The organism is Arthrobacter sp. 05T410 (assembly GCF_056396505.1).
Genome location: NZ_JBFTLP010000004.1, coordinates 293,446 through 310,766, shown reverse-complemented (window position 1 = coordinate 310,766; position 17,321 = coordinate 293,446). Strand labels below are relative to the sequence as shown.

18 protein-coding genes are annotated in these 17,321 nt (G+C 67.8%); 10 read left to right on the top strand and 8 right to left on the bottom strand.

Going from position 1 to position 17,321, the window contains the following annotated elements; genetic code table 11:
- Positions 1–480: 480 nt before the first annotated feature.
- The 3 genes from AC1DFR_RS08385 (at position 481) to AC1DFR_RS08375 (ending at position 4,324) form a co-directional block, all read left to right on the top strand.
- Positions 481–627 (top strand): hypothetical protein, encoded by a 147-nt coding sequence (locus tag AC1DFR_RS08385; protein WP_476870694.1) that lies wholly within the window; start codon positions 481–483, stop codon positions 625–627.
- A 215-nt stretch (positions 628–842) separates the two neighbouring features.
- Positions 843–2,948 carry a type IV secretory system conjugative DNA transfer family protein gene (locus AC1DFR_RS08380; RefSeq protein WP_476873123.1) on the top strand — a complete coding sequence of 702 codons (2,106 nt, stop codon included), beginning with the start codon at positions 843–845 and terminating at the stop codon, positions 2,946–2,948.
- The gene (locus AC1DFR_RS08375) at positions 2,942–4,324 is read left to right on the top strand and encodes a hypothetical protein (RefSeq protein ID WP_476870692.1); all 1,383 of its coding nucleotides are present in this window, start codon (positions 2,942–2,944) and stop codon (positions 4,322–4,324) included. The genes AC1DFR_RS08380 and AC1DFR_RS08375 overlap by 7 nt, the downstream gene beginning before the upstream one ends.
- A gap of 4 nt (positions 4,325–4,328) precedes the next feature.
- On the opposite strand, the gene AC1DFR_RS08370 is transcribed toward AC1DFR_RS08375, so the two are convergent.
- Complete coding sequence (locus AC1DFR_RS08370; protein WP_476873122.1) at positions 4,329–4,706, bottom strand: hypothetical protein; 378 nt, start codon at positions 4,704–4,706, stop codon at positions 4,329–4,331.
- 108 nt (positions 4,707–4,814) lie between these two features.
- Here AC1DFR_RS08370 and AC1DFR_RS08365 point away from each other — a divergent pair, with 108 nt between their 5' ends.
- The 5 genes from AC1DFR_RS08365 (at position 4,815) to AC1DFR_RS08345 (ending at position 10,691) form a co-directional block, all read left to right on the top strand.
- Positions 4,815–4,970: a hypothetical protein gene (locus tag AC1DFR_RS08365; protein WP_476870690.1), complete on the top strand. Its 156-nt coding sequence runs from the start codon at positions 4,815–4,817 to the stop codon at positions 4,968–4,970.
- A 2-nt stretch (positions 4,971–4,972) separates the two neighbouring features.
- Positions 4,973–5,623, top strand: a complete 651-nt coding sequence (locus tag AC1DFR_RS08360; protein ID WP_476870770.1) for a nuclease-related domain-containing protein — start codon at positions 4,973–4,975, stop codon at positions 5,621–5,623.
- Positions 5,624–5,690: 67 nt separating this feature from the next.
- Complete coding sequence (locus AC1DFR_RS08355; RefSeq protein ID WP_476870689.1) at positions 5,691–7,340, top strand: hypothetical protein; 1,650 nt, start codon at positions 5,691–5,693, stop codon at positions 7,338–7,340.
- Positions 7,341–7,360: 20 nt separating this feature from the next.
- On the top strand, positions 7,361–10,138 hold the full coding sequence (locus tag AC1DFR_RS08350) for an FtsK/SpoIIIE domain-containing protein (protein ID WP_476873121.1): 2,778 nt from the start codon (positions 7,361–7,363) through the stop codon (positions 10,136–10,138).
- Positions 10,047–10,691 carry a hypothetical protein gene (locus tag AC1DFR_RS08345; protein WP_476870687.1) on the top strand — a complete coding sequence of 215 codons (645 nt, stop codon included), beginning with the start codon at positions 10,047–10,049 and terminating at the stop codon, positions 10,689–10,691. Before AC1DFR_RS08350 ends, AC1DFR_RS08345 begins: the two co-directional genes overlap by 92 nt.
- Positions 10,692–10,821: 130 nt before the next feature.
- Here AC1DFR_RS08345 and AC1DFR_RS08340 read toward each other — a convergent pair whose 3' ends face one another.
- Entirely contained in the window at positions 10,822–12,198 is a 1,377-nt protein-coding gene (locus AC1DFR_RS08340; protein ID WP_476870686.1) for a type II toxin-antitoxin system HipA family toxin, read from the bottom strand.
- Positions 12,198–12,482, bottom strand: coding sequence for a helix-turn-helix domain-containing protein (locus AC1DFR_RS08335; RefSeq protein WP_476870685.1), 285 nt, complete (start codon positions 12,480–12,482; stop codon positions 12,198–12,200). The genes AC1DFR_RS08340 and AC1DFR_RS08335 overlap by 1 nt, the downstream gene beginning before the upstream one ends.
- Before the next feature lie 219 nt (positions 12,483–12,701).
- On the opposite strand from AC1DFR_RS08335, the gene AC1DFR_RS08330 reads away from it, so the two are divergent.
- Positions 12,702–12,986 carry a hypothetical protein gene (locus tag AC1DFR_RS08330; RefSeq protein WP_476870684.1) on the top strand — a complete coding sequence of 95 codons (285 nt, stop codon included), beginning with the start codon at positions 12,702–12,704 and terminating at the stop codon, positions 12,984–12,986.
- Positions 12,987–13,025: 39 nt separating this feature from the next.
- Here AC1DFR_RS08330 and AC1DFR_RS08325 read toward each other — a convergent pair whose 3' ends face one another.
- Positions 13,026–13,475 carry a hypothetical protein gene (locus AC1DFR_RS08325; RefSeq protein ID WP_476870683.1) on the bottom strand — a complete coding sequence of 150 codons (450 nt, stop codon included), beginning with the start codon at positions 13,473–13,475 and terminating at the stop codon, positions 13,026–13,028.
- Between the two features lie 165 nt (positions 13,476–13,640).
- On the opposite strand from AC1DFR_RS08325, the gene AC1DFR_RS08320 reads away from it, so the two are divergent.
- Positions 13,641–14,501: a metal-dependent hydrolase gene (locus AC1DFR_RS08320; RefSeq protein ID WP_476870682.1), complete on the top strand. Its 861-nt coding sequence runs from the start codon at positions 13,641–13,643 to the stop codon at positions 14,499–14,501.
- Here AC1DFR_RS08320 and AC1DFR_RS08315 read toward each other — a convergent pair.
- From AC1DFR_RS08315 to AC1DFR_RS08300, 4 genes are all read right to left on the bottom strand, one after another.
- Positions 14,498–14,875, bottom strand: a complete 378-nt coding sequence (locus tag AC1DFR_RS08315; RefSeq protein WP_476870681.1) for a hypothetical protein — start codon at positions 14,873–14,875, stop codon at positions 14,498–14,500. The two genes, AC1DFR_RS08320 and AC1DFR_RS08315, sit on opposite strands and share 4 nt — an antisense overlap.
- Before the next feature lie 40 nt (positions 14,876–14,915).
- Positions 14,916–15,620 (bottom strand): helicase associated domain-containing protein, encoded by a 705-nt coding sequence (locus tag AC1DFR_RS08310; protein WP_476870680.1) that lies wholly within the window; start codon positions 15,618–15,620, stop codon positions 14,916–14,918.
- Positions 15,617–15,952, bottom strand: a complete 336-nt coding sequence (locus tag AC1DFR_RS08305) for a hypothetical protein (protein WP_476873120.1) — start codon at positions 15,950–15,952, stop codon at positions 15,617–15,619. The genes AC1DFR_RS08310 and AC1DFR_RS08305 overlap by 4 nt, the downstream gene beginning before the upstream one ends.
- 445 nt (positions 15,953–16,397) lie before the next feature.
- Positions 16,398–17,213 carry a S1 family peptidase gene (locus AC1DFR_RS08300; protein ID WP_476870678.1) on the bottom strand — a complete coding sequence of 272 codons (816 nt, stop codon included), beginning with the start codon at positions 17,211–17,213 and terminating at the stop codon, positions 16,398–16,400.
- Positions 17,214–17,321: the final 108 nt, after the last annotated feature.

The window sequence follows — 17,321 nt, the reverse complement described above, 5'->3', positions numbered from 1 at the left end:
GAAACCAGCAGGACCACCCGGCCACCCGCAGACCGCCCCCGGCAGGGAAAAGCAGCCCCGGCACTGGTGAGCCACACGCAGGGACCGCCGACGGCAGTAACGGCCCGCCGCAGGCGCACCCCCACCGACGCCCAACAAGCGGCGTCTCCACCCACGGGAAGGCCGCCGGCAGGCAGTGAAGGCCCGCCGCAGGCGACACCAGAGCCACACCAATCACATTGGTAACAACTTCCTGCGGTGCTGCTCGTTTTGGAATCCGGCCGCATACAGTACGGATGGACCGGCTAGAGATGTTGAGGCCGGCAAAATGACTGCCCTAATCCCACCGTGTGGAGAGGGGAGAAGAGGGCGCGGGGCCCAAAACCGGGTTTCCGGTGTTAAGGGGCGATTTCCCAGCCTCTTCCGGGCTGGCCGATTCCCCGAATCGCCCATCTGGGGTCTGTGGGGCCGCCACCCGGAAATCTGCGCATGTTCAGAGGTATGGACCAGCTGACTTACCGCCTTGCCCGTGCCGGCGGGATCGAAACAAACCCCACAACCTACACCCAGCGCGCCGGAACGTTCGCGTCCGCCGTCGCCAACACCGGAGCCGCGACGCTGCTCACCCGCCGGGACGCCACGGGCTGAACGGATACCTGATCCTGCCGGCCAACGCCGCCGGACAGAAGGCCGAAATCCACCTGGCCCACACCGTCGGAGCCCGCGCCGAACCGGCCGAACTGCCCGCCGGGCTGGGCGACACCGAAGAGATCGGCACGCTCGAGTTCCGCCCCTCCGTCGCACTGCGCGAAACCCAGGCCGGCATCGACCCGACCGAGCTGCCGCGGCTGCTCGGGAACGCGATGGCCGACGGGACCTGGGTGTCCGTCACGATGCGCCGGCCCGCCAACAAGGAACGCCGCCGCTACACGACCTGGCTCGCGCACCGGCTCGGGACCGCGATGCCGACGCACCATTCAATGTCCCCGACCGCGATGGTCGTCTCCATCACCGCCGGCGCTGCCACCAGGGACGAAGTCCGCGCGCTGCTCTCCCAGGTGACCGCCGGCCTGCCCGGCTTCGACCTGGACACCACCGTCCGCTTCGCCCGCCCCCGGAACGCCGCGTTCTACGCCGGTGGCGCCGGGGCCGCCCTGTCCCTGGCCGCCGCGCTCGGACTGCCGCACCTGCCTGCCGACGTCGCCGCGCTGCTCCCGCACGCCGGAGCGTTCACCGGCTTGTTCTTCGCCGCGGCCGCCGTCTTCGGCCTGGCATTCCTCGCCGGGCTCTCCGGCCGCCTGCCCTCCCCCGACTCCCGGCTGCGGGACCGGCTCGACACCGGCCGCTTCCCGGCGCCGGCGTCCCGGCTGCTCGCCCCGGCCCGGCCGCGGAAGGAACAGATCGTGCGCGGCCACTCCAAGGATTCCCAGGGCAACCGGGTCCCGTACGAGCGCCTGGTCCGCGCCCACGACGGCGAATACCCGCTGCACGGCCGCGCGTTCCTGGTCGGCCCCTCCGTCGTCGTCGGCACGGTCTCCCCGCACGCCGGTGCGATCTCCGGCGTCGCCACCACCAGGGCCCGGTCCACCCCGCCGGCGATGCTGCAGCAGATCGGGCCGCTGCTGGGCATGACCGATGACGGCTCCGCCCACCTCTCCGCCGCCGCGATGCTGTTCGGCGTCGCGATCGTCGGCCGGCCGGGTTCGGGTAAGTCGCTGCTGGTCCGGTCGCTGTTCGGCTGGCACTGCCTGGAGCGCGTCCGGCCCTCCGGCCGGGCCGGCTACCCCGGCGCGCACAACACGCTGATCGCGTTCGAGTCCAAGGGCGATGGCGCCGCCAAGTACGTCGAGTGGGCGCACGCGCTCGGGGACCAGATCCTCGTCATCGACGCCGCCGACCCGTCCACCCCGGCGATCGACCTGTTCGCCGTCCCGGGCGACAACGCCGCGAAGGCGAACTTCTTCACCAACGCGATGAAGTACACGTTCGGCGAATCCGCCATCGGTGACCGGTCGCTGCCGACCATCGTCGCCGTCCTGACTGCCGCGCAGGCGATCGACGCCGCCGTCCTGGACTCGATCGATGACCGCGACGAGCTCGTCCTCCCGCACGGGAAGTCTCCGATCTTCTACGCCTTCCACCTGCTCGCCGGCCATTCGGACAAGACCGCCGTCACCCTCGCGCACGGGCTGCGGAACCTGGCGGTGAAGCTGCGGGAGCGCGGCACCCCGAACAGTGATTACGAGCTCGGCTACTCCGCCATCTCCTCCCTGTTCGAAGACAAGACGGAGTCGGTCCGCCGGACCTTCCTGGAGGCGCCGCGGAACAAGTTCGAACAGCTCCTGGTCCTGGAAGACTGGTGGACCCCGGGCCGGCGCAAGGTCACCTGGGAACAGGTCCTGAACGGCCACCGCTCCATCGTGATCAACACCGGGTCCTCCGCGACCGGCGTCATCCTGGACGAATCGCAGAAGCAGCAGCTGTCCTCGATGCTGATGTTCTCGCTGCAGAACGCGCTGATGCGTTACTGCTCCGGCTGGCTCGAGGCCGGCCGGTCCGTGTCCGTCTTCGCCGACGAGCTCTCCCTGCTCGCCGGCACCTCCCCGGAGATCGTCGGCTGGATCCGCGACCAGGGCCGGTCCTACGGCATCCGCGCCATCCTGGCCACCCAGCGGCCCGAGCAGCTCGCCCCGTCGCTGCGGAACAACTTCCTCACCTACTCGACGCTGGTCAGCTTCGCGCAGAACGACGTGACCACCGCCGCCGAGGTTGCCGCGAACGTCGGCGGGGACTGGTCCACCGAAGACATCCAGCACATCGAGCCGTTCCAGGTCGTCGTCCGGTCCGAGGTCGAACAGCGCCGCCAGCCGGCGTTCATCGTCAAACTTCCCAACTTCGAGGCCGACATGGCCAACTACCCGGCTGCCCAGGGCTACGCCCCGGCCGCCTCAGGAGGACCCGCATGGTAGCCGCCCGGCGCACCGTCACCGATTCCGCGCACGCCTCGGCCGTCCCGTCCGCGTGCACCAACAAAGACGTCACCACCCCGAACCGGCAGGACCCGTACTGGGGCCAGCTGTGGGAACCCGGATCCCAGGCGGTCTGGTTCACCAACGCGATGGCCCGGCGGCGCAGCGAACAGATCGGCGCCGTCAACAAGAAGCTCCTGCCGGACGAGGCCGAGGCGTCGCGCCTGCTCACCACCGCGCGCGGCCGGGCCGAACGGCTCGCGGCGTGGGGTGTGCTGGACTCCTGGCGGACCGCGTCCGCCGAACAGGTCGCCGCGTTCACCGGGTCCTCGCTGTTCCTGGACCCGACCTACTCCACACTCGCGTCCTCGTTCTCCCTCGGTCTCCTGGACCTGGGCACCTACTCCCACCCGATGTCCCGGTTCGGGATCGCCCGCAACACCGTGTACCGGCCGGCGAACTCGGACGCGTTCGACAAGCTGATCGCACCGACCCTGACATGGCCGGAGTGGGCCTCGGTCACCGGCGGGATGGCGTGGTCTTCCGGCGGCCAGTACGACCGGCACAACATCCTGGCCACCGAGCTCGCGCTGCGCGCCGCCGAGTACCTTCCGCTCGGCGCCGTCCTCGGCGAGAAGTTCGCGACCGTGGACCTGCTCGCCGGCACCGGCCTGGGCAAGACGGTGAAGAACCCGGACAACCGCCGCGCCGACGGCGTCATCGTCCGCGAGGACGGGCTGCGGATCGCCTTCGAACTGACCGCCTCCGCCTCCACCGGGTTCGAGAACAAGATCCGGCGCTGGGCGCAGCTGAACAACGACCGCCCGCTGGAGACCTCCGGGCTGACGGTGCTGTTCATCGCCGCCCCGCACCCGGACCGGTCCCGGCACACCTCCGCGGACCCGCGGCAGGAAATCTACAAGCGCATGTCCCAGGTGCTCCGGGACTTCCCTGGCACCGGCCCGGACTCCCCGGCCGCGCGGATCGGGATTGCGCACTGGGAGGAATACTTTCCGGCCGAGCACCGGCTCTCCAAAGAGTTCCTGAACCTGACCGCCGACTTCGCCCTCGGCGCCTGCACCGGCCCGGACCGGTGGGTCCAGCGCGACCTGCTCTCCGACTACGACTTCACCCCGTGGGAAAACTTCGACCCGATGGCCGTGGTCGACAACGTCCCGCTGCTCGCCGCGTCCCCGCACTGGATGCGCCAGGGAGAACACACCCACCTGATCGGCTCCCCGATGGGACGGGCGCGCACCGGCGTCCCGCACCCGGCACCGGTCCGGCCCGAGACGGTCAAAGGCCGCCCGCTCGGCGGCGCCGTCGGCAACGGCGGCCGCGCCAAACTCCCGCCCCGGCTCCGGATCGAAGGCTGACGGGTCAGCTGTTCCGGTAGGCCTCTTTGTCTTTGAGCGCCTGCACCAGATCAGGAAGCGTCCGGATGGAGACCTGGCTGTGGTCGATCGTCACGGTGAACCGGGACTCGCCGGCGTCAAATACCAAAAGCGCACCCCGGAAGGCCAACCCGTCTTCTACGAAGTCGAAGGTGACCCGGGTCTTCGGGGTGTCGTCGTAACTGTCGTAGTTGCCGCGGACGTTGGTGCATTCGGGCACGTCAGCGAGCCCCATCCCGACGCTCCACTGCTTCATCGCGGCGGGCAGATGCTCCMTGGCGGCGGCGACCTTCTGCTCTTGCTTCTCGGCCCTGACCCGCTTCTCGTCGGCGATGATCTTCTCTGCCTCAGCACGTATTCCCACTGGCCCTCCCGGAGCTCCGCGTCGTCACCTCTTTGTACGCGGTCCGGCGGCGCCGGTCAACGCGTAGACACGCACCCGTGGGGGCCGGGTCTACGCATGTTCAGGGGCATGAGCGAACAACGATTGCGCGACCGGATGGCCGATGACCGGGCCCGGAACAACAGGGAAATCCAGGACTGGATGAACGGTGATGGCGGCAAAGTCCTCGCCGTCATCCTCATCGCCCTCGTCCTCTGGGGCGTCGTCTCCAGCGTCTGGCAGTGACCATGAACGGCATCTACGGACGGGCCGCCACCGGCCTGGCAAACGACTCCTCCTTCGCCGCCAACGAGGCGGTCGCGAAGATCGGCGCCACCGGCGAACTGAAGACCGCGGCCATCCTGGACGGGTTCGCCTTGAAGGCCGCCGTCCTCCACGACCTGCGGATCCCGATCCCCGGGTTCAAGTCCAACATTGACCACATCGTCGTCTCCGGCAACCGCGTGCTGATCATCGACACGAAGGTCTGGAAGCCCGGCTTCTACTGGACCCTGTTCGGGGTCAACCGCCGCGGCGGCGACCGCGTCGACCACACCGCCAAAGACCAGGCCTACGTCCGCCAGGCGATCGTCACCTACCTGCGCGGCACCGACGCCCTGGTGACCGACCCGCATCTGGCCACCTGGTCCTCGCAGCAGGCGGCGGCCCCGGTCTTCTGGCTGCTGAAGGTTCCGGGCGCGAAGCTGCTGCACGGCGACGCGCTCCTCGGCTTCGTCAAACGCTTCATCGGCCGGACCCCGGCGGACCCGGTCATCACCCGCAAGCTCATGGAGCTGTGCGTGAAGAAGGCCGCCCCGGTACGGCCGGCCAGCTACGACCAGGGCTTCGGTTCCACCGGACGGCGTTTCGCCCCGGCCGGGCCGGACCCGTTCGCCTGAACCGCCCTGCCGTCGGGACGCCCGGCGCATAGAAAGCACGACACCACTTCGGAAGTGAAAGGCCACCATGGCTGCAGCACGTAGGAACCAGGGACCGGCGAAACCAGTGACGGGCATGGTCATGCTCGGCGCTCTCGCCGCGGCCGGGTACGCGATCTACCAAGGCTTCCCCGGGATCGCCGCGATCTGGGCCGGCCTCGTCGTCTCAGCCTGGATGTACCCGCCGGCGATGCTCACCGGGAAGAAGGACTCCCGCGGCTACCCGACCGCCGCGCACCCGGGCGAGCAGGCCGAGATGAACAAGTACCGGCTCTGGGCTGACCTGAAGTACAAGCTGCTGATCCCGAGCATGGACTGGCTGCCCGGGCTCAAGCCCCAGCTGTCCTGGCTCGCTGCCGTGTGGGCCGGCGCCGCCGCCTACCTGATCCCGGTCACGGACGTGAAGTACACCGCCGGGTACGGGCAGTGGATCGACGCGGCCGCAGCGTTCATCGCCGTCGCCCAGTACACCGCGTCCCGCCGCCGCACCGAGGTCGCCGACGACGAGAACCCCGGCGCGACCTTCGATGCGCTCATCTCCCTGGCGCAGAAGAACCTCGCCAAGGTCATCGGCCTGACCATCGGCGGCATCGTCCTCGCCGGCGTCGTCGGCACTGTCGTGACCGTCGCGCTGCCGCTGGCCACCAAGGCCGCACACCTGGAACCGATCCCCGAACCGGCCGTCTGGGCGCTGATGCTGACCGGCGGCCCGCTCGTGCTGCTCGCGAAGCCGTGGATCACCGAGGCGCTCGAGCACTGGCGCGTCGTCGTCGCCGCCCGCGAAGAATGGCGCGGCCGGTGGGAAATGCTCAAGCAGGATCCGGCACCGCGGCTGGTGGACCGGCAGGAAGTCGGTCCCGCCACCATCGACACCTTCGATGCCCCCGGCTCGATGGGCGCCATGGGTTACTGGTCGATGGGCCCGAAGATCGGCCCGACCCTGGGCACCGGCGCGAAGTTCGCCGTCCTGGACACCCCCAACCTGGACTCCAACAACCAGCCCATGCCCGGCACCAAGCACCCGCTCCGGTTCGACTTCGTCAACTGGCCTTCCGACCAGATGCCAGACGTCTCGGACCCGGAGACCCCGAAAGAGGTCGTCTTCCAGCTGGCCCGCTGCGCCCTGGCGTGGATGTCCGAATCGACCGGCTGCGCCCGCCCCATCCTTGATGACGTCCACCTGCTGACCGTCCCGGCCGGCCCCGCACCGGAACCGGCTGAAGGCGAAGAGCCCGCACCGGCTCCCGCCGCCGGCCGCGCCGCCTGGGCGATGACCTGGCACGCCCCCGAGGGACCGCCCGCGTCCTACCTCCGCAACGACGGCCGCAGCGCACTCTCTGCCGCGTTCAACTCCCACGTCCTCGTCGACCACCGCGCCATGAACGACGCCGGAGCCGCGTACGTCGGGGCGCTCACCGACCCGAACACGCAATGGGATCCGTCCTGCGGGCTCAACACCGCTGAGATGGAGCGCCTCATCACCGAGGACACCTGGAACGGCCGCTGGGCCGAAGCGGCACCGGCACACTCCACCAACCCGCCGGTCCCCCAGGTCCCGACCGCCGGTTCTGCACGCCTCAAAGGCGGCGCCGTCATCGAGTCGCTGTCCTTCGTCACCCGCCAGGGCATGACCCCCACGACTTCTTCAAGTTCGAGAACAAGCTGCCCACCGTCCTGAACGCCGCACCGTTCGTCGCCATGACCGGCTACATGGGCGCCGGCGGCCGCCCCGGGGACCGCCACCCGCAGGCCTTCACCGTGTATTGGTCCAAGGACCCGGTCCCGGCCAAGCCCGACGTCCTCGCCCCGGTGCCGGCCGACCGGCGCGCCGGAATCCACACGGCGTCCGAGGCTCCCAAATGGGTGCTCGCCGGGCTCGTCAACCAGGCGTTCCTCGCCTGCAAGATGCCGGACCGTCCCGAGGTCGTCTCGGTCTCCTGCCTGACCAAGCCCGAGTCCCGGCACCACATCTGGTGGATCGACCTGCGCCTGTACGGCGGCGTCACCCTCGCCGACGTGCGCACCGCCGCCAACCGGATCCGCCAGCACTGGGGTTCCGAATGGCTGCGCGTCGCCGAGGCACCGGACGGCTGCTCCATCATCGTCGGCGCCAAGCCCTCCCGGGTGAAGCTCGCCGAACCCCGCCACGAACGCTACCTGGCGGCGCTGAACTGGAACCAGGTCTTCCTGGACTCCGGGCTTTCCGGCATCGGCGGGCTCATGCCGACCCTGACCGACGTCGGGCACATGCCCCGGAACGAGCAGGTCTCCATCCTCGACTTCGACCTGCCGCCGGGTCTCGAGTTCAGCTCGTTCACCGGGGTCCGGACCAAGCTGGAGTCCAACTCCCAGAACACGTTCGTGGAGCCGCGCCGGGTCAAGAACAAGTCCAACAAGATCCAGCTGCTCTCCTGCGAGGTCAACCCGATGCCGGAGACCGCCGGCTACGACTGGAAATTCATCCAGGACACCAAGTTCATCCCTTTCGCCACCGGCGTGGAGGGTGAGCCGGTCGAGTACAACTTCCGCGTCGACCCGCACCTGCTCATTGCCGGCGCGTCCGGCGGCGGCAAGTCCGTGCTGATGCAGTCACTGATGTTCGGTGCCCTGATGCGCGGCTACGACCTCTACATCTCGGACCCGACCAAGGCCGGCGCCGACTTCAAGTTCGCCGAACCGTACGCCAAGGCGTTCACCTCCACCGTGTTCGAGGCGGCCGCCATGATGAAGGGCATCTACGCCGAAGTCATGCGCCGCAAGGGCCTCGTCGCCGCGGCCGGGGTCGGCAACTACCGCGACCTGCCCGAGGACGTCCGGCCCAGGCACATGGTGCTGGTCCTGGACGAGTTCACCTCCCTGATGGGACAGGACCCGGTCCCGCCGGCCTCGGATGATCCGGAGATGGATTCCGAGCGGGAAATGATCATCGCCACGAACGCGGCCCGCACCCAGATCGGTGTCTACACCGGCAAGGTCGCCCGCGAGGCCCGCTTCGTCGGCCTGACCCTGTTCCTGGCCACTCAGAAGCTGTCCGCGAAGATGCTCGACACCATCCCGGGCGCCGGCGACCTCAAGGTCAACCTCTCCCGCCTGCTCATGGGCAAGGCGACCTACGGTGACAAGCAGTCCGCGTTGCGCACACCGCAGGATGCCCCCGACCTCGGAGATGCCATCCCGCCGGGCCGCGGCCTGTTCGAAACCACCGCCGGCGCCGCCATGGCCATCCAGGCCTGGTACGACCCGGCCGAACAGGTCGTCCTGGCCCAGCAGCTCGCAGCACACGGACCCGCGATGCTGGCCGAGTCCGAGAAGCTGGATCTGGCACCGTTCATGCCGAAGATCCCGAACCAGCAGGGCATGGCGGAGTTCGCGCCGGCGGCCGAGAAGGTTGTGGACCTCGGCGAGCTGTCCCTGGACCTGGGCGATCTCGAATTCACTCTGGACGAAGACGAGGCCCCGGCCGCCGTCTCCCGGTTCACCGAGGAGATCCAGGACGCGGCCCTGTTCTACGACGTCGACGGAACCCTCTGCCCGTTCCAGCACAACGACTCGCTGGAGAAGATCATCGTCCCGTTCCACGGCACGCAGGCGTACAACAAGCGCCTCATCGAACGCCTTGCGGCGCTGCCGCTGGACCAGGCGTGGCTGACTGGCTGGTTCGAGGATGCCCCCGACTACCTTGGTGACCTGTTCCCGCGGGCCATCGACGTGCTCAACTCCGACACCGAGAACACCGGGCTGTGGAAGATCGACGCCGCCCTGGCCTGGCTCGCGGACCGGCCGCACCTGAAGCGGATCGTCTGGATGGATGATGAGCTGTTGACCGAGGATGACCTGCTCGGCGTCACCCACCGGGACATCGCGATGGAGGCGTTCGAAGCCGCCGGCATCGAGGCCCTCCTCGTGCTGACCGATTCGGACACCGGCATCACCGAAGCGGACGTGGACGCGATCGAAGACTTCCTCGCCGCCGGGCTTCCGCCCCCGCCACGGGACCCGAGGAGCCGGCCGAAGAAACACCGGTGGAAGAGACACCGGCCGATGACTGGTCGGACTGGACCCCGGAACCGGCCGCGGCGCAGGAGTTCGAGGACTGGTCCGACGTCGCAGCAGCCGTCCCGGCAGCGGTCAGCTGGGACACCCCGGCACCCGCCGCCGGCGCGTGGGATGAGGGTGCGCCGGAACCGGCTCTGGTCCCGGCAGCCGCCGGCACCGCCCTGGTCGACCCGTTCACGGAACCGGCACCGAAGCCGCGCCGGCGCCGGTTCAACCTCCCTGCCGACGAGGACCCATTCGGCTAGGCCCACCCCCGCAGTGTCACCCCCTGTTCCCCTGTCCGGTCGCTCCGGGCAGGGGGACAGCCGTTTCCGCACACATGAGTCCCATGACTATTCCACGCACCATCACTACCGAAGCCGAGTGGGAAGCCCTCCCGGTCGGCACGCTCGCCCGTGTCAGGTACCTCGAGCACGATGAGGGCGGCAACGAGGTGGACGAAGGCAAGTCCATGTCCATCCTCCGCGTCGACGGCGACGTCCGCGCCAACGCCGGTGACTGCATGCTCGCCGGCGGCCAATACTGGTCCGAGGTCTGGGTATGGGAACAGGGCGTCACCGTCATGGACCCCACCACGATCCCCGAAGCGGTCTGGCCCGGGGAACCGAAAGACACCCCCGCGGAAGCGGCCAAGTCGGCAATCGATCAGGCCATCAGGGACCACTCCGCAGCCGTCAAGAACCTCGACAAGATGCCGACTAAGGCGATCCTCGCCCTGCCCGACGGGTCGGGCCCCGGGCAATCACCGGCTCGCTTCATCATTGAAGCCCTGACAGCCCTCGGCTGGGCACCGCCCCCGGTCTACCCCGAAGGCGTGCAGGTCTGGACAATCTCGGGCATCCCCGACGCCGGCCGCTCCGACGGCACCCAGGCGTACTTGTCCCTGCCGACCCGCACCGGCAAGGACCGTTTCGACTACCAGGCCCGCTCCGACATCTGGCTGGAGAAGCCCACGGTCACCGTCAACTTCTAGCTGCCGGCCCGCCGGAGCTACTAGGCCCGGCGTGCGCTAAAGCTTCGACGAGAAAGCATTAGTGCACGCCCCGTCCATGTCTGTTGACACCATTCCCCACCGCTGTAGGGATTAGTGTCAAAGGGGTGGATCAGCGCCGGCGGCGGAAGTGGCCCCGGACGCGCTTCCCGCCGCGCATGTGCTCTGCCACCCACACGTCGCCGTGGGAATGGCTGGGCCGCGCGGCCGACGTTCCTGCCATGTCGATCACTGCCTGGGCAGGAGCAAGTGATGTGACCCGCCGGGCGTTCTCACCTTCGAAGGCCTTAGCCATGTAGTCAAGGGAGTCAGGTTCCGCTCCGAGGCTGAGGGCTTCATCCTGCCAGTGGGATACCGCAGCGGCGACCTGCTGCAGCCGGTCAACGGCCGCGTCCCTGGTCAGTCGGAAGGCATCCGTGAAATCCAGAAGCTCCCGGACATCCCTGTCGAAGAGTCCCCCGTTCGGGGTCAGCGGCGTTTCCGAGGTTCCTCCCGGCGCCGGGTTTACGTCGAATGACGGTGACAGGCGCCAGCCCTTGCTGGTCCGCAGGAGCCCGTGGTTACGCATGTGGTCATCGGTGTTGTTGACCATGGCAATGAGGGCGGCCCGGCTGAACAGCTCGTTGGCGTCACGAACGGGATCTGAAGAGATGTGGGCGACTTCCGCAGCGATCTTCACGTAGTCGGGATGTGAGTATGTATCCAGCTGCAGGGCTGTCCGTACGCTCATGTACGGGATGCGCCGGTCCCCCTCACGGTCGAACCGTCGTGTGAGGAAGATTTGGGAGAATTCCGTCAAGGGCATCAGCCGGGATTCGGCAACCCTGATGCCTGCCCGTTGCTGAAGCCTGATGGCCACCATTTCCCACAGCTGCACATTGCCGATGTCTGAGGTCTTCGGGAATTTTGCCAGCAGCATCGATCCGTCGTCGTCCCGCACCCAAGCCTTCGGCTGGGCACCGCCTGGGGAGGACCCTGCGCCCATGAGCAGGGAGTTCTCTTCCTTGACTTCGCCGGTCTCGGCGAAAATCCTGGCTTCCTCCGCCAATGCCGCGAGGTCACGGATCCCGGCGCCGCGGCCCCATGAGGACAGGAACCGGCCGTTCTCCCTGAAGCGGAGCGCGCCCTGCCTGGTCTCATCGTTGACCATCAGCAGGTAGCCGGCTTCTCCAGTGGGCGGGATGCGGCCGGCGCCCTGGGCGCGGGCCTGCTGGCGCAATTCTTCGAACAGGAGCTTCTTGCCCCAGTCATCCGGGGCGGCATCCTGGAAGGACCCGAACAGCTCCCGGCCTTGGGTGGGGTTCTGGGGGCCACGCCGCAGCGGAAGCTCAGGAGAGATCTCGAAGGCTTCCGCGGCAGACATCCAACTGTCGGCGTAGGTGAACGAGACGTGCTCGCGCGGGGAAAGTCCGTCTGTTTCAATATCCATCACGCCGGCCACAGTCTCGTTGACGAGGACTTCCACCCGCCGGATGTTACGGCCGGCCATCAGCCCTGCCTCGGGGCGCGCTGGCGGTTGAGCAGATGCGCACGGGCCCTGCCGAGGTCGGTATTCAGCGGGTCGACAGAGCTGATCAGGTCTTCTGCGACGCCAAGCACAGACGCCACGGTCATCAGGTGCTCGACCTTTCCACCTTCACCGGCTTCCAGGCGCATGAGCGTCGAACGTGACACGTCCGCCCGTTCAGCCACGAGGTCCTGCGACAGGCCAAGAATGATCCGGCGGCTTTTCAGGTTAGCCCCGAGCCGCTGCATTGCATCACTACTATTCATGTAGCTAGTGTAACTCATTAGCCCGTTTAATGCATCAAAATAGCTACATTGAGCTGCCCCAGCTGGCCACCGTGGCCGCAATCCACTGCCGGGCCACGGGACGAGCACAAATACTGCGATGAGAACTTCCGACCAACAGGCTCAGAGCAGGCGGACCGCAGACGACGAGGACGACGAGGACGACGTGGCCACTGCGCACTGCGCCGCACACAGAAGGGTATGAGCCTCCTTCAGCCCCGCACCCGGACCGGCCGCTTCTCCACCTTCGGGCACGCCGCCCCGAGCGTCTCGCTGCCAGCGGCACGCTACCCGTCCGAGCTGCCGCTCCGGCGTGACCGGTTCGCGTCCGTTGACAGGCCGGCGCCGCGGCTGCTGACCCGCCGTCACCTCACCCCGATCCGGGACGCGATCGAGTCGGCCGGAATCCACGATCTTCACGAAATCCGGGACCAGGCGCTCAAGCTCGCCGCCGAGATCCGGGACATCCAGACCCGCCTCCGGTAAGGCCGCGAACGGCCCGGGTTCACCCGCCGCCAGGAGGAGCTATTTGACGGCGTCGAGCTTGGCGCGAAGTGTCTGAACGTAGGTCTGCCCGCTGGTCTTGACCGCCTCGGCCGCGTTCAAGCATCCACGAAGTTCCACCCCGGGGCCGTAAGGATCGCAGACTGCGGCAAAAGCTCCGACCTTCATCGCGGCGTCGTCAAGTACAGCGTCCTCGATGCCGTGCTCCCGGACCAGGGTGTGAACTTTGGCGATGTTGACGGTGGTCCGGTTCAGGACGGCTGCACACTGGGAGGCCTCATCATCGAACTTCGTCGTGGTCGGAGGACAGATGGCGGCGACCACCAGTTCGGCAACGAACAGCGGATCATCCAGCGCCTTCTTGTCCGCCACCGACATGCCGGCAGCTGCGCCGGGACCCGCACAGCCGGACAGCGCCCCTACAAGGAGAGCTCCGACAAGGACCAGCGGCGCTACTGCTCTGTTCAACATGGGCTCAGAGTAACGGCCCGAACCCCTTCGACCGCAGTGGTCCCGTCCGGCGCGTCTCTACGCATGCTCTGGGACGGACCGGCACCGCCGAGGCGCCGGGGAATCTTCTTCACGCAGCCGCACACATTCGGTCCAGAAGACTTCCCCGACGAAAGGACGCCCGCCATGATGGGAGCCCACCACGCAGCCTGCGGCGCCGCCGCCTGGGTTGCCCTGACCACCAACATCCACGTGGACCTGACCGCCATCGCCGCGAAGGCACCGTTCCTGCCGCACGCCATGGATCTCGGCCTGGGCCTGTGGGACGTCAGCCCGATCGGCGTCGTGACCGGAGCCCTCGTCGTTGCCGGGGCCGCGATGGTCCCGGACGCCGACCACCACAACGCAACCATCGCCCATTCGCTGCCGCCGCTCTCCAACGTGATGTGCGCCGGGATCGGCAAGCTCGCCGGCGGCCACCGGCACGGCACCCACTCCATCGTGGGAATCGCCGCGTTCGTGTTCATCGCCTGGCTCGCCGGGCTCTGGACCATGCACGTCGACCATTTCGGCACCATCTACCCCGGCGCCGGCATCCTCTCCGTCCTGCTGGTCGCGTTCGCCGCGAAAGCCTTAAAGATCATCCCGGACTCGATGCGGAAATCCCCCTGGGCGGTCGGGCTCGCGATGGGTGTCTTCATCACCTTCTTCGCACCCCAGGAACAGGGCTGGTTCCCGGTCGCGATGGGCCTGGGCGTGATCGTCCACATTCTCGGGGACATGATGACCACCGAGGGCTGCAACCTGGCCTGGCCGTTCGCGATCAAGCCGCCGAAAGCGTTCAAGAACATTCCGTTCCTCAACGCCTGCTGGCACTCCAACGGCTACATGACCATCCCGGTCCTGGGCCACGCCGGATCCATGCGCGAATGGCTGCTGCTCATCCCGATCGGGGCGTACGCAATGTTCGGTGTCGGCGGCACCCTGGTCGCCATGGGCCAGTCCGGCCTGCACGAGCTGGTGGTCGCGACCGCGCTCGGGCGCTAGATCCCAGGGTTCTCCGAGGTGGCGTGGGCGTTCATGAGCGCCCGCGCCACATCCATGATGGCCTTCTTCGCATCCGACGGCAGGGCCCCTGCCCCGGCGATGGTGAGCTCACCGGAACCGGTGCTGTCCACCCCGAACCCGAGTGACCGGGCGCTGGCCAGGATGATTTCCGCTTCGCTGACGCCCAGCCCGACCGCCATGGCGCGGATCGTGTCCGGGTCCGGGAAGTTCTTCATCGGCCGGGCACCGTTGGCCATCTGCTGCAGCCGCCGGCCGGCGGGCTGGCCGCCGCAGTCCTCGGCGAGCTTGTCGAAGCTGCGCCCCATTTTGCGGTCGAGGATCAGCTGGGCCAGGTTCGGCCGGGCAACGGTCACAGGGGAATCTCCTTCAGGCGGTGGTGCCGTTTGGCACCCCTCACTGTATCGCCGCAGCCTCCGCGTACTGCTTCAGGCCGGAGGTCTGGCGTGTGATGTGCCATCCGGGCAGCACCTCGTCCAGGAACGCTTTCCGTTCCGGGGAGAGTCCGCGGCCGCGGCGCATGTCATCGATCCAGCGGGAGAGACGGCGCTCCGAGTGCTCTGCGGCGGCGCCGGAGGGCATCCTGCCGCGGTGCGTGCGAAACGTGGCGATCTCTCTGGCGGTCCGCTCCCAGGTCTGCTGGACGGTTTCATCCCAGCCGGGCACTTGCTCATCGAGCAGCGCCTTCCGGTGGGGGACCATTTCGCCGTTGCGCATCTGGTGCCTGTGGCGTTCCAGCCATTTGCTGAGCGCGAGAACGGCGCCGTCGCGTGAACGGGATGAGTGCCACACCCCGTAGGCATCGCGGTAGACCTTCAGGTCCTGAACCCTCGATTCGAAAGGACCGTGCATGTTCCCGTCCCAGCGCGGGATCCTCGCGTCCAGGACAGCCCGGCAGGCTCCCGGTAAAGGCTTCGTGCGCTGATACTGGAGCCAGCCGTAGAGCCTCCCCTCAGCCCTTCCGCCCCGGTGGGCCCGCGGAAGGCGGCCGCGGGTTGCCACATGGTTTTCCACCTCGTCCAGGCGCGCCAGCCAGGCAGCGGAGCGCTGCGGGGTTTTCCCGGTGGCGGCGGCCAGCTCGTCGGCGTCGGGAAGCCTCATGCGGCTGCCCTCCGGGTGCGCGCCTCAAGGAAGCGGCCGTCAGCGCGCCAGCCGGGAAGATGTTTTTCCAGATACGCCTCACGCTCCGGTGTCAGGTTGCCGCCCTGACGAAAGTCAGCGAGCCATCGGGAATGCCGGCGCTCCGAGTCCTCAGGACTGGAATAGGCGGGCAACCGGCCGCGGCGGGACCGGAACGTCGCGATCTCCTGGACGGTTCTCTCCCAGGTCTCTTGGACGGTTTCGTCCCAGCCGGGCACTTGCTCATCGAGCAGGGCTTCCGGTGCGGGGCCATGCCGCCGGCGCGCCACAGGATCCTCTGGGACCTCAGCCAATGCCACAGCTTCACGACCTGTTCGTCCCGAGACCTGGACGACGGCCACGACCCGTAGGCGTCGCGATGGATCTTGAGGTCCTGGACCCGGGACTCGAACGTGCCATAGGTATTCCGACGTCGCTTGTCCCAGTCGGGAACCCGGACGTCAAGGATGTGCTTCATCGGCTCCGGCGCAGGCGACAGTCGCTGGTACTTGAGCCATTCGTAAAGACTCTTCTCAGCCTTTCGGCCAATATGGGCCGCCGGAAGGCGACCATGAGCTGCGAAATGAGCCTCCACCTCGGCCAGCCGCGCCAGCCAGGCGGCGGCCCGCTCCGGAAACTTGCCGGTGGCGGCGGCTAGCTCGTCGGCGGAGGGAAGAGGCATCACAGGGTCGGTCATTCGCCCCATGTGTGCGGAACGCCCGGTAGTGCTCCCCACCCGCCGGCCGACCACACCGAGGCTCAGCGAATACCTGTGACCGACCTGATCCAGGCCAGGTTCTGGGCCGCCGAAGTGAAGTACATGTTGTAGAGGCTGCTCGGGGTCGTCCCCCGTGCCTCAAGCCCGTTATGCACCCCAACGAGAGTCCGCACACCGTTCCGGACGACAGTGACTGGCGCCCCGCTGTCCCCATTATCGGTCGCACTCGGATACGAGTGGTCACAAAGCCTCCAAGGTCGTGTGGCCGACGGGCAGATCCCCGTACGGACCACGACGGATGTCATATGCCTCAGCTGCGTCACGTCGCAGGGAAACCCTCCGGTGTACGGGTCCCCCTGGCATCCGTATCCGGCGATGACGATCTGTGCTCCCAGGCCAGGATCAGTCCTCGAGATCGGCATGACGGGTGAATGGGCGTTGGTCTTCAGCCTGACCACGGCGATGTCGTCTCCGGTGTAGGTCGCCGCGTTGTACCCGGGTGCGGAGCTCGAGCTTGATGCCTGGATGGTGTACGTGTCAGCACTGATTCCGTAATTGAACATTGCGTGGATGTAGAGCGGTGCCTTTCCCTGTTTGTCCCGGACGCAATGGGCAGCGGTGATCACGACGTTGGATGCGATCAGGCTTCCTGTGCATGGCAGCTGCCGGGTGGGGAAGGTGACGATCAGGAGCACGGTGGAGGCGTACGACCCAGGATTGGACGTGCTTCCCCGATAGATGGCTTGGGCAGGTGACGCGAGCCCGACCGCCGCCAGCAAGATGACCGTCACGGATGCGGCCAGCTGACGGATTCTGCGGACCCTGGATGTTCGAGGGGTGTGGTCAGTGGTGTTCATGACTGCTCCTAGGGTCCGTGCCGAGAACGCCGCCTCTTCAGGCATCGAATTTGTGCTCCGCCCCAGCCGTCATCGTCGGCCCGTTGCACTTTGGCGGGAAGGGTCGAA

Excerpts from the sequence above, each read along its gene's own strand:
- AC1DFR_RS08380 (WP_476873123.1), top strand. The coding sequence starts at position 843 with ATGGCCGACGGGACCTGGGTGTCCGTCACGATGCGCCGGCCCGCCAAC.
- AC1DFR_RS08310 (WP_476870680.1), bottom strand. The coding sequence starts at position 15,620 with ATGAGGCTTCCCGACGCCGACGAGCTGGCCGCCGCCACCGGGAAAACC.
- AC1DFR_RS08360 (WP_476870770.1), top strand. The coding sequence starts at position 4,973 with ATGAACGGCATCTACGGACGGGCCGCCACCGGCCTGGCAAACGACTCC.
- AC1DFR_RS08325 (WP_476870683.1), bottom strand. The coding sequence starts at position 13,475 with ATGTTGAACAGAGCAGTAGCGCCGCTGGTCCTTGTCGGAGCTCTCCTT.
- AC1DFR_RS08355 (WP_476870689.1), top strand. The coding sequence starts at position 5,691 with ATGGCTGCAGCACGTAGGAACCAGGGACCGGCGAAACCAGTGACGGGC.
- AC1DFR_RS08300 (WP_476870678.1), bottom strand. The coding sequence starts at position 17,213 with ATGAACACCACTGACCACACCCCTCGAACATCCAGGGTCCGCAGAATC.
- AC1DFR_RS08335 (WP_476870685.1), bottom strand. The coding sequence starts at position 12,482 with ATGAATAGTAGTGATGCAATGCAGCGGCTCGGGGCTAACCTGAAAAGC.
- AC1DFR_RS08385 (WP_476870694.1), top strand. The coding sequence starts at position 481 with ATGGACCAGCTGACTTACCGCCTTGCCCGTGCCGGCGGGATCGAAACA.
- AC1DFR_RS08320 (WP_476870682.1), top strand. The coding sequence starts at position 13,641 with ATGATGGGAGCCCACCACGCAGCCTGCGGCGCCGCCGCCTGGGTTGCC.
- AC1DFR_RS08345 (WP_476870687.1), top strand. The coding sequence starts at position 10,047 with ATGACTATTCCACGCACCATCACTACCGAAGCCGAGTGGGAAGCCCTC.
- AC1DFR_RS08330 (WP_476870684.1), top strand. The coding sequence starts at position 12,702 with ATGAGCCTCCTTCAGCCCCGCACCCGGACCGGCCGCTTCTCCACCTTC.
- AC1DFR_RS08340 (WP_476870686.1), bottom strand. The coding sequence starts at position 12,198 with ATGGCCGGCCGTAACATCCGGCGGGTGGAAGTCCTCGTCAACGAGACT.
- AC1DFR_RS08365 (WP_476870690.1), top strand. The coding sequence starts at position 4,815 with ATGAGCGAACAACGATTGCGCGACCGGATGGCCGATGACCGGGCCCGG.
- AC1DFR_RS08350 (WP_476873121.1), top strand. The coding sequence starts at position 7,361 with ATGACCGGCTACATGGGCGCCGGCGGCCGCCCCGGGGACCGCCACCCG.
- AC1DFR_RS08375 (WP_476870692.1), top strand. The coding sequence starts at position 2,942 with ATGGTAGCCGCCCGGCGCACCGTCACCGATTCCGCGCACGCCTCGGCC.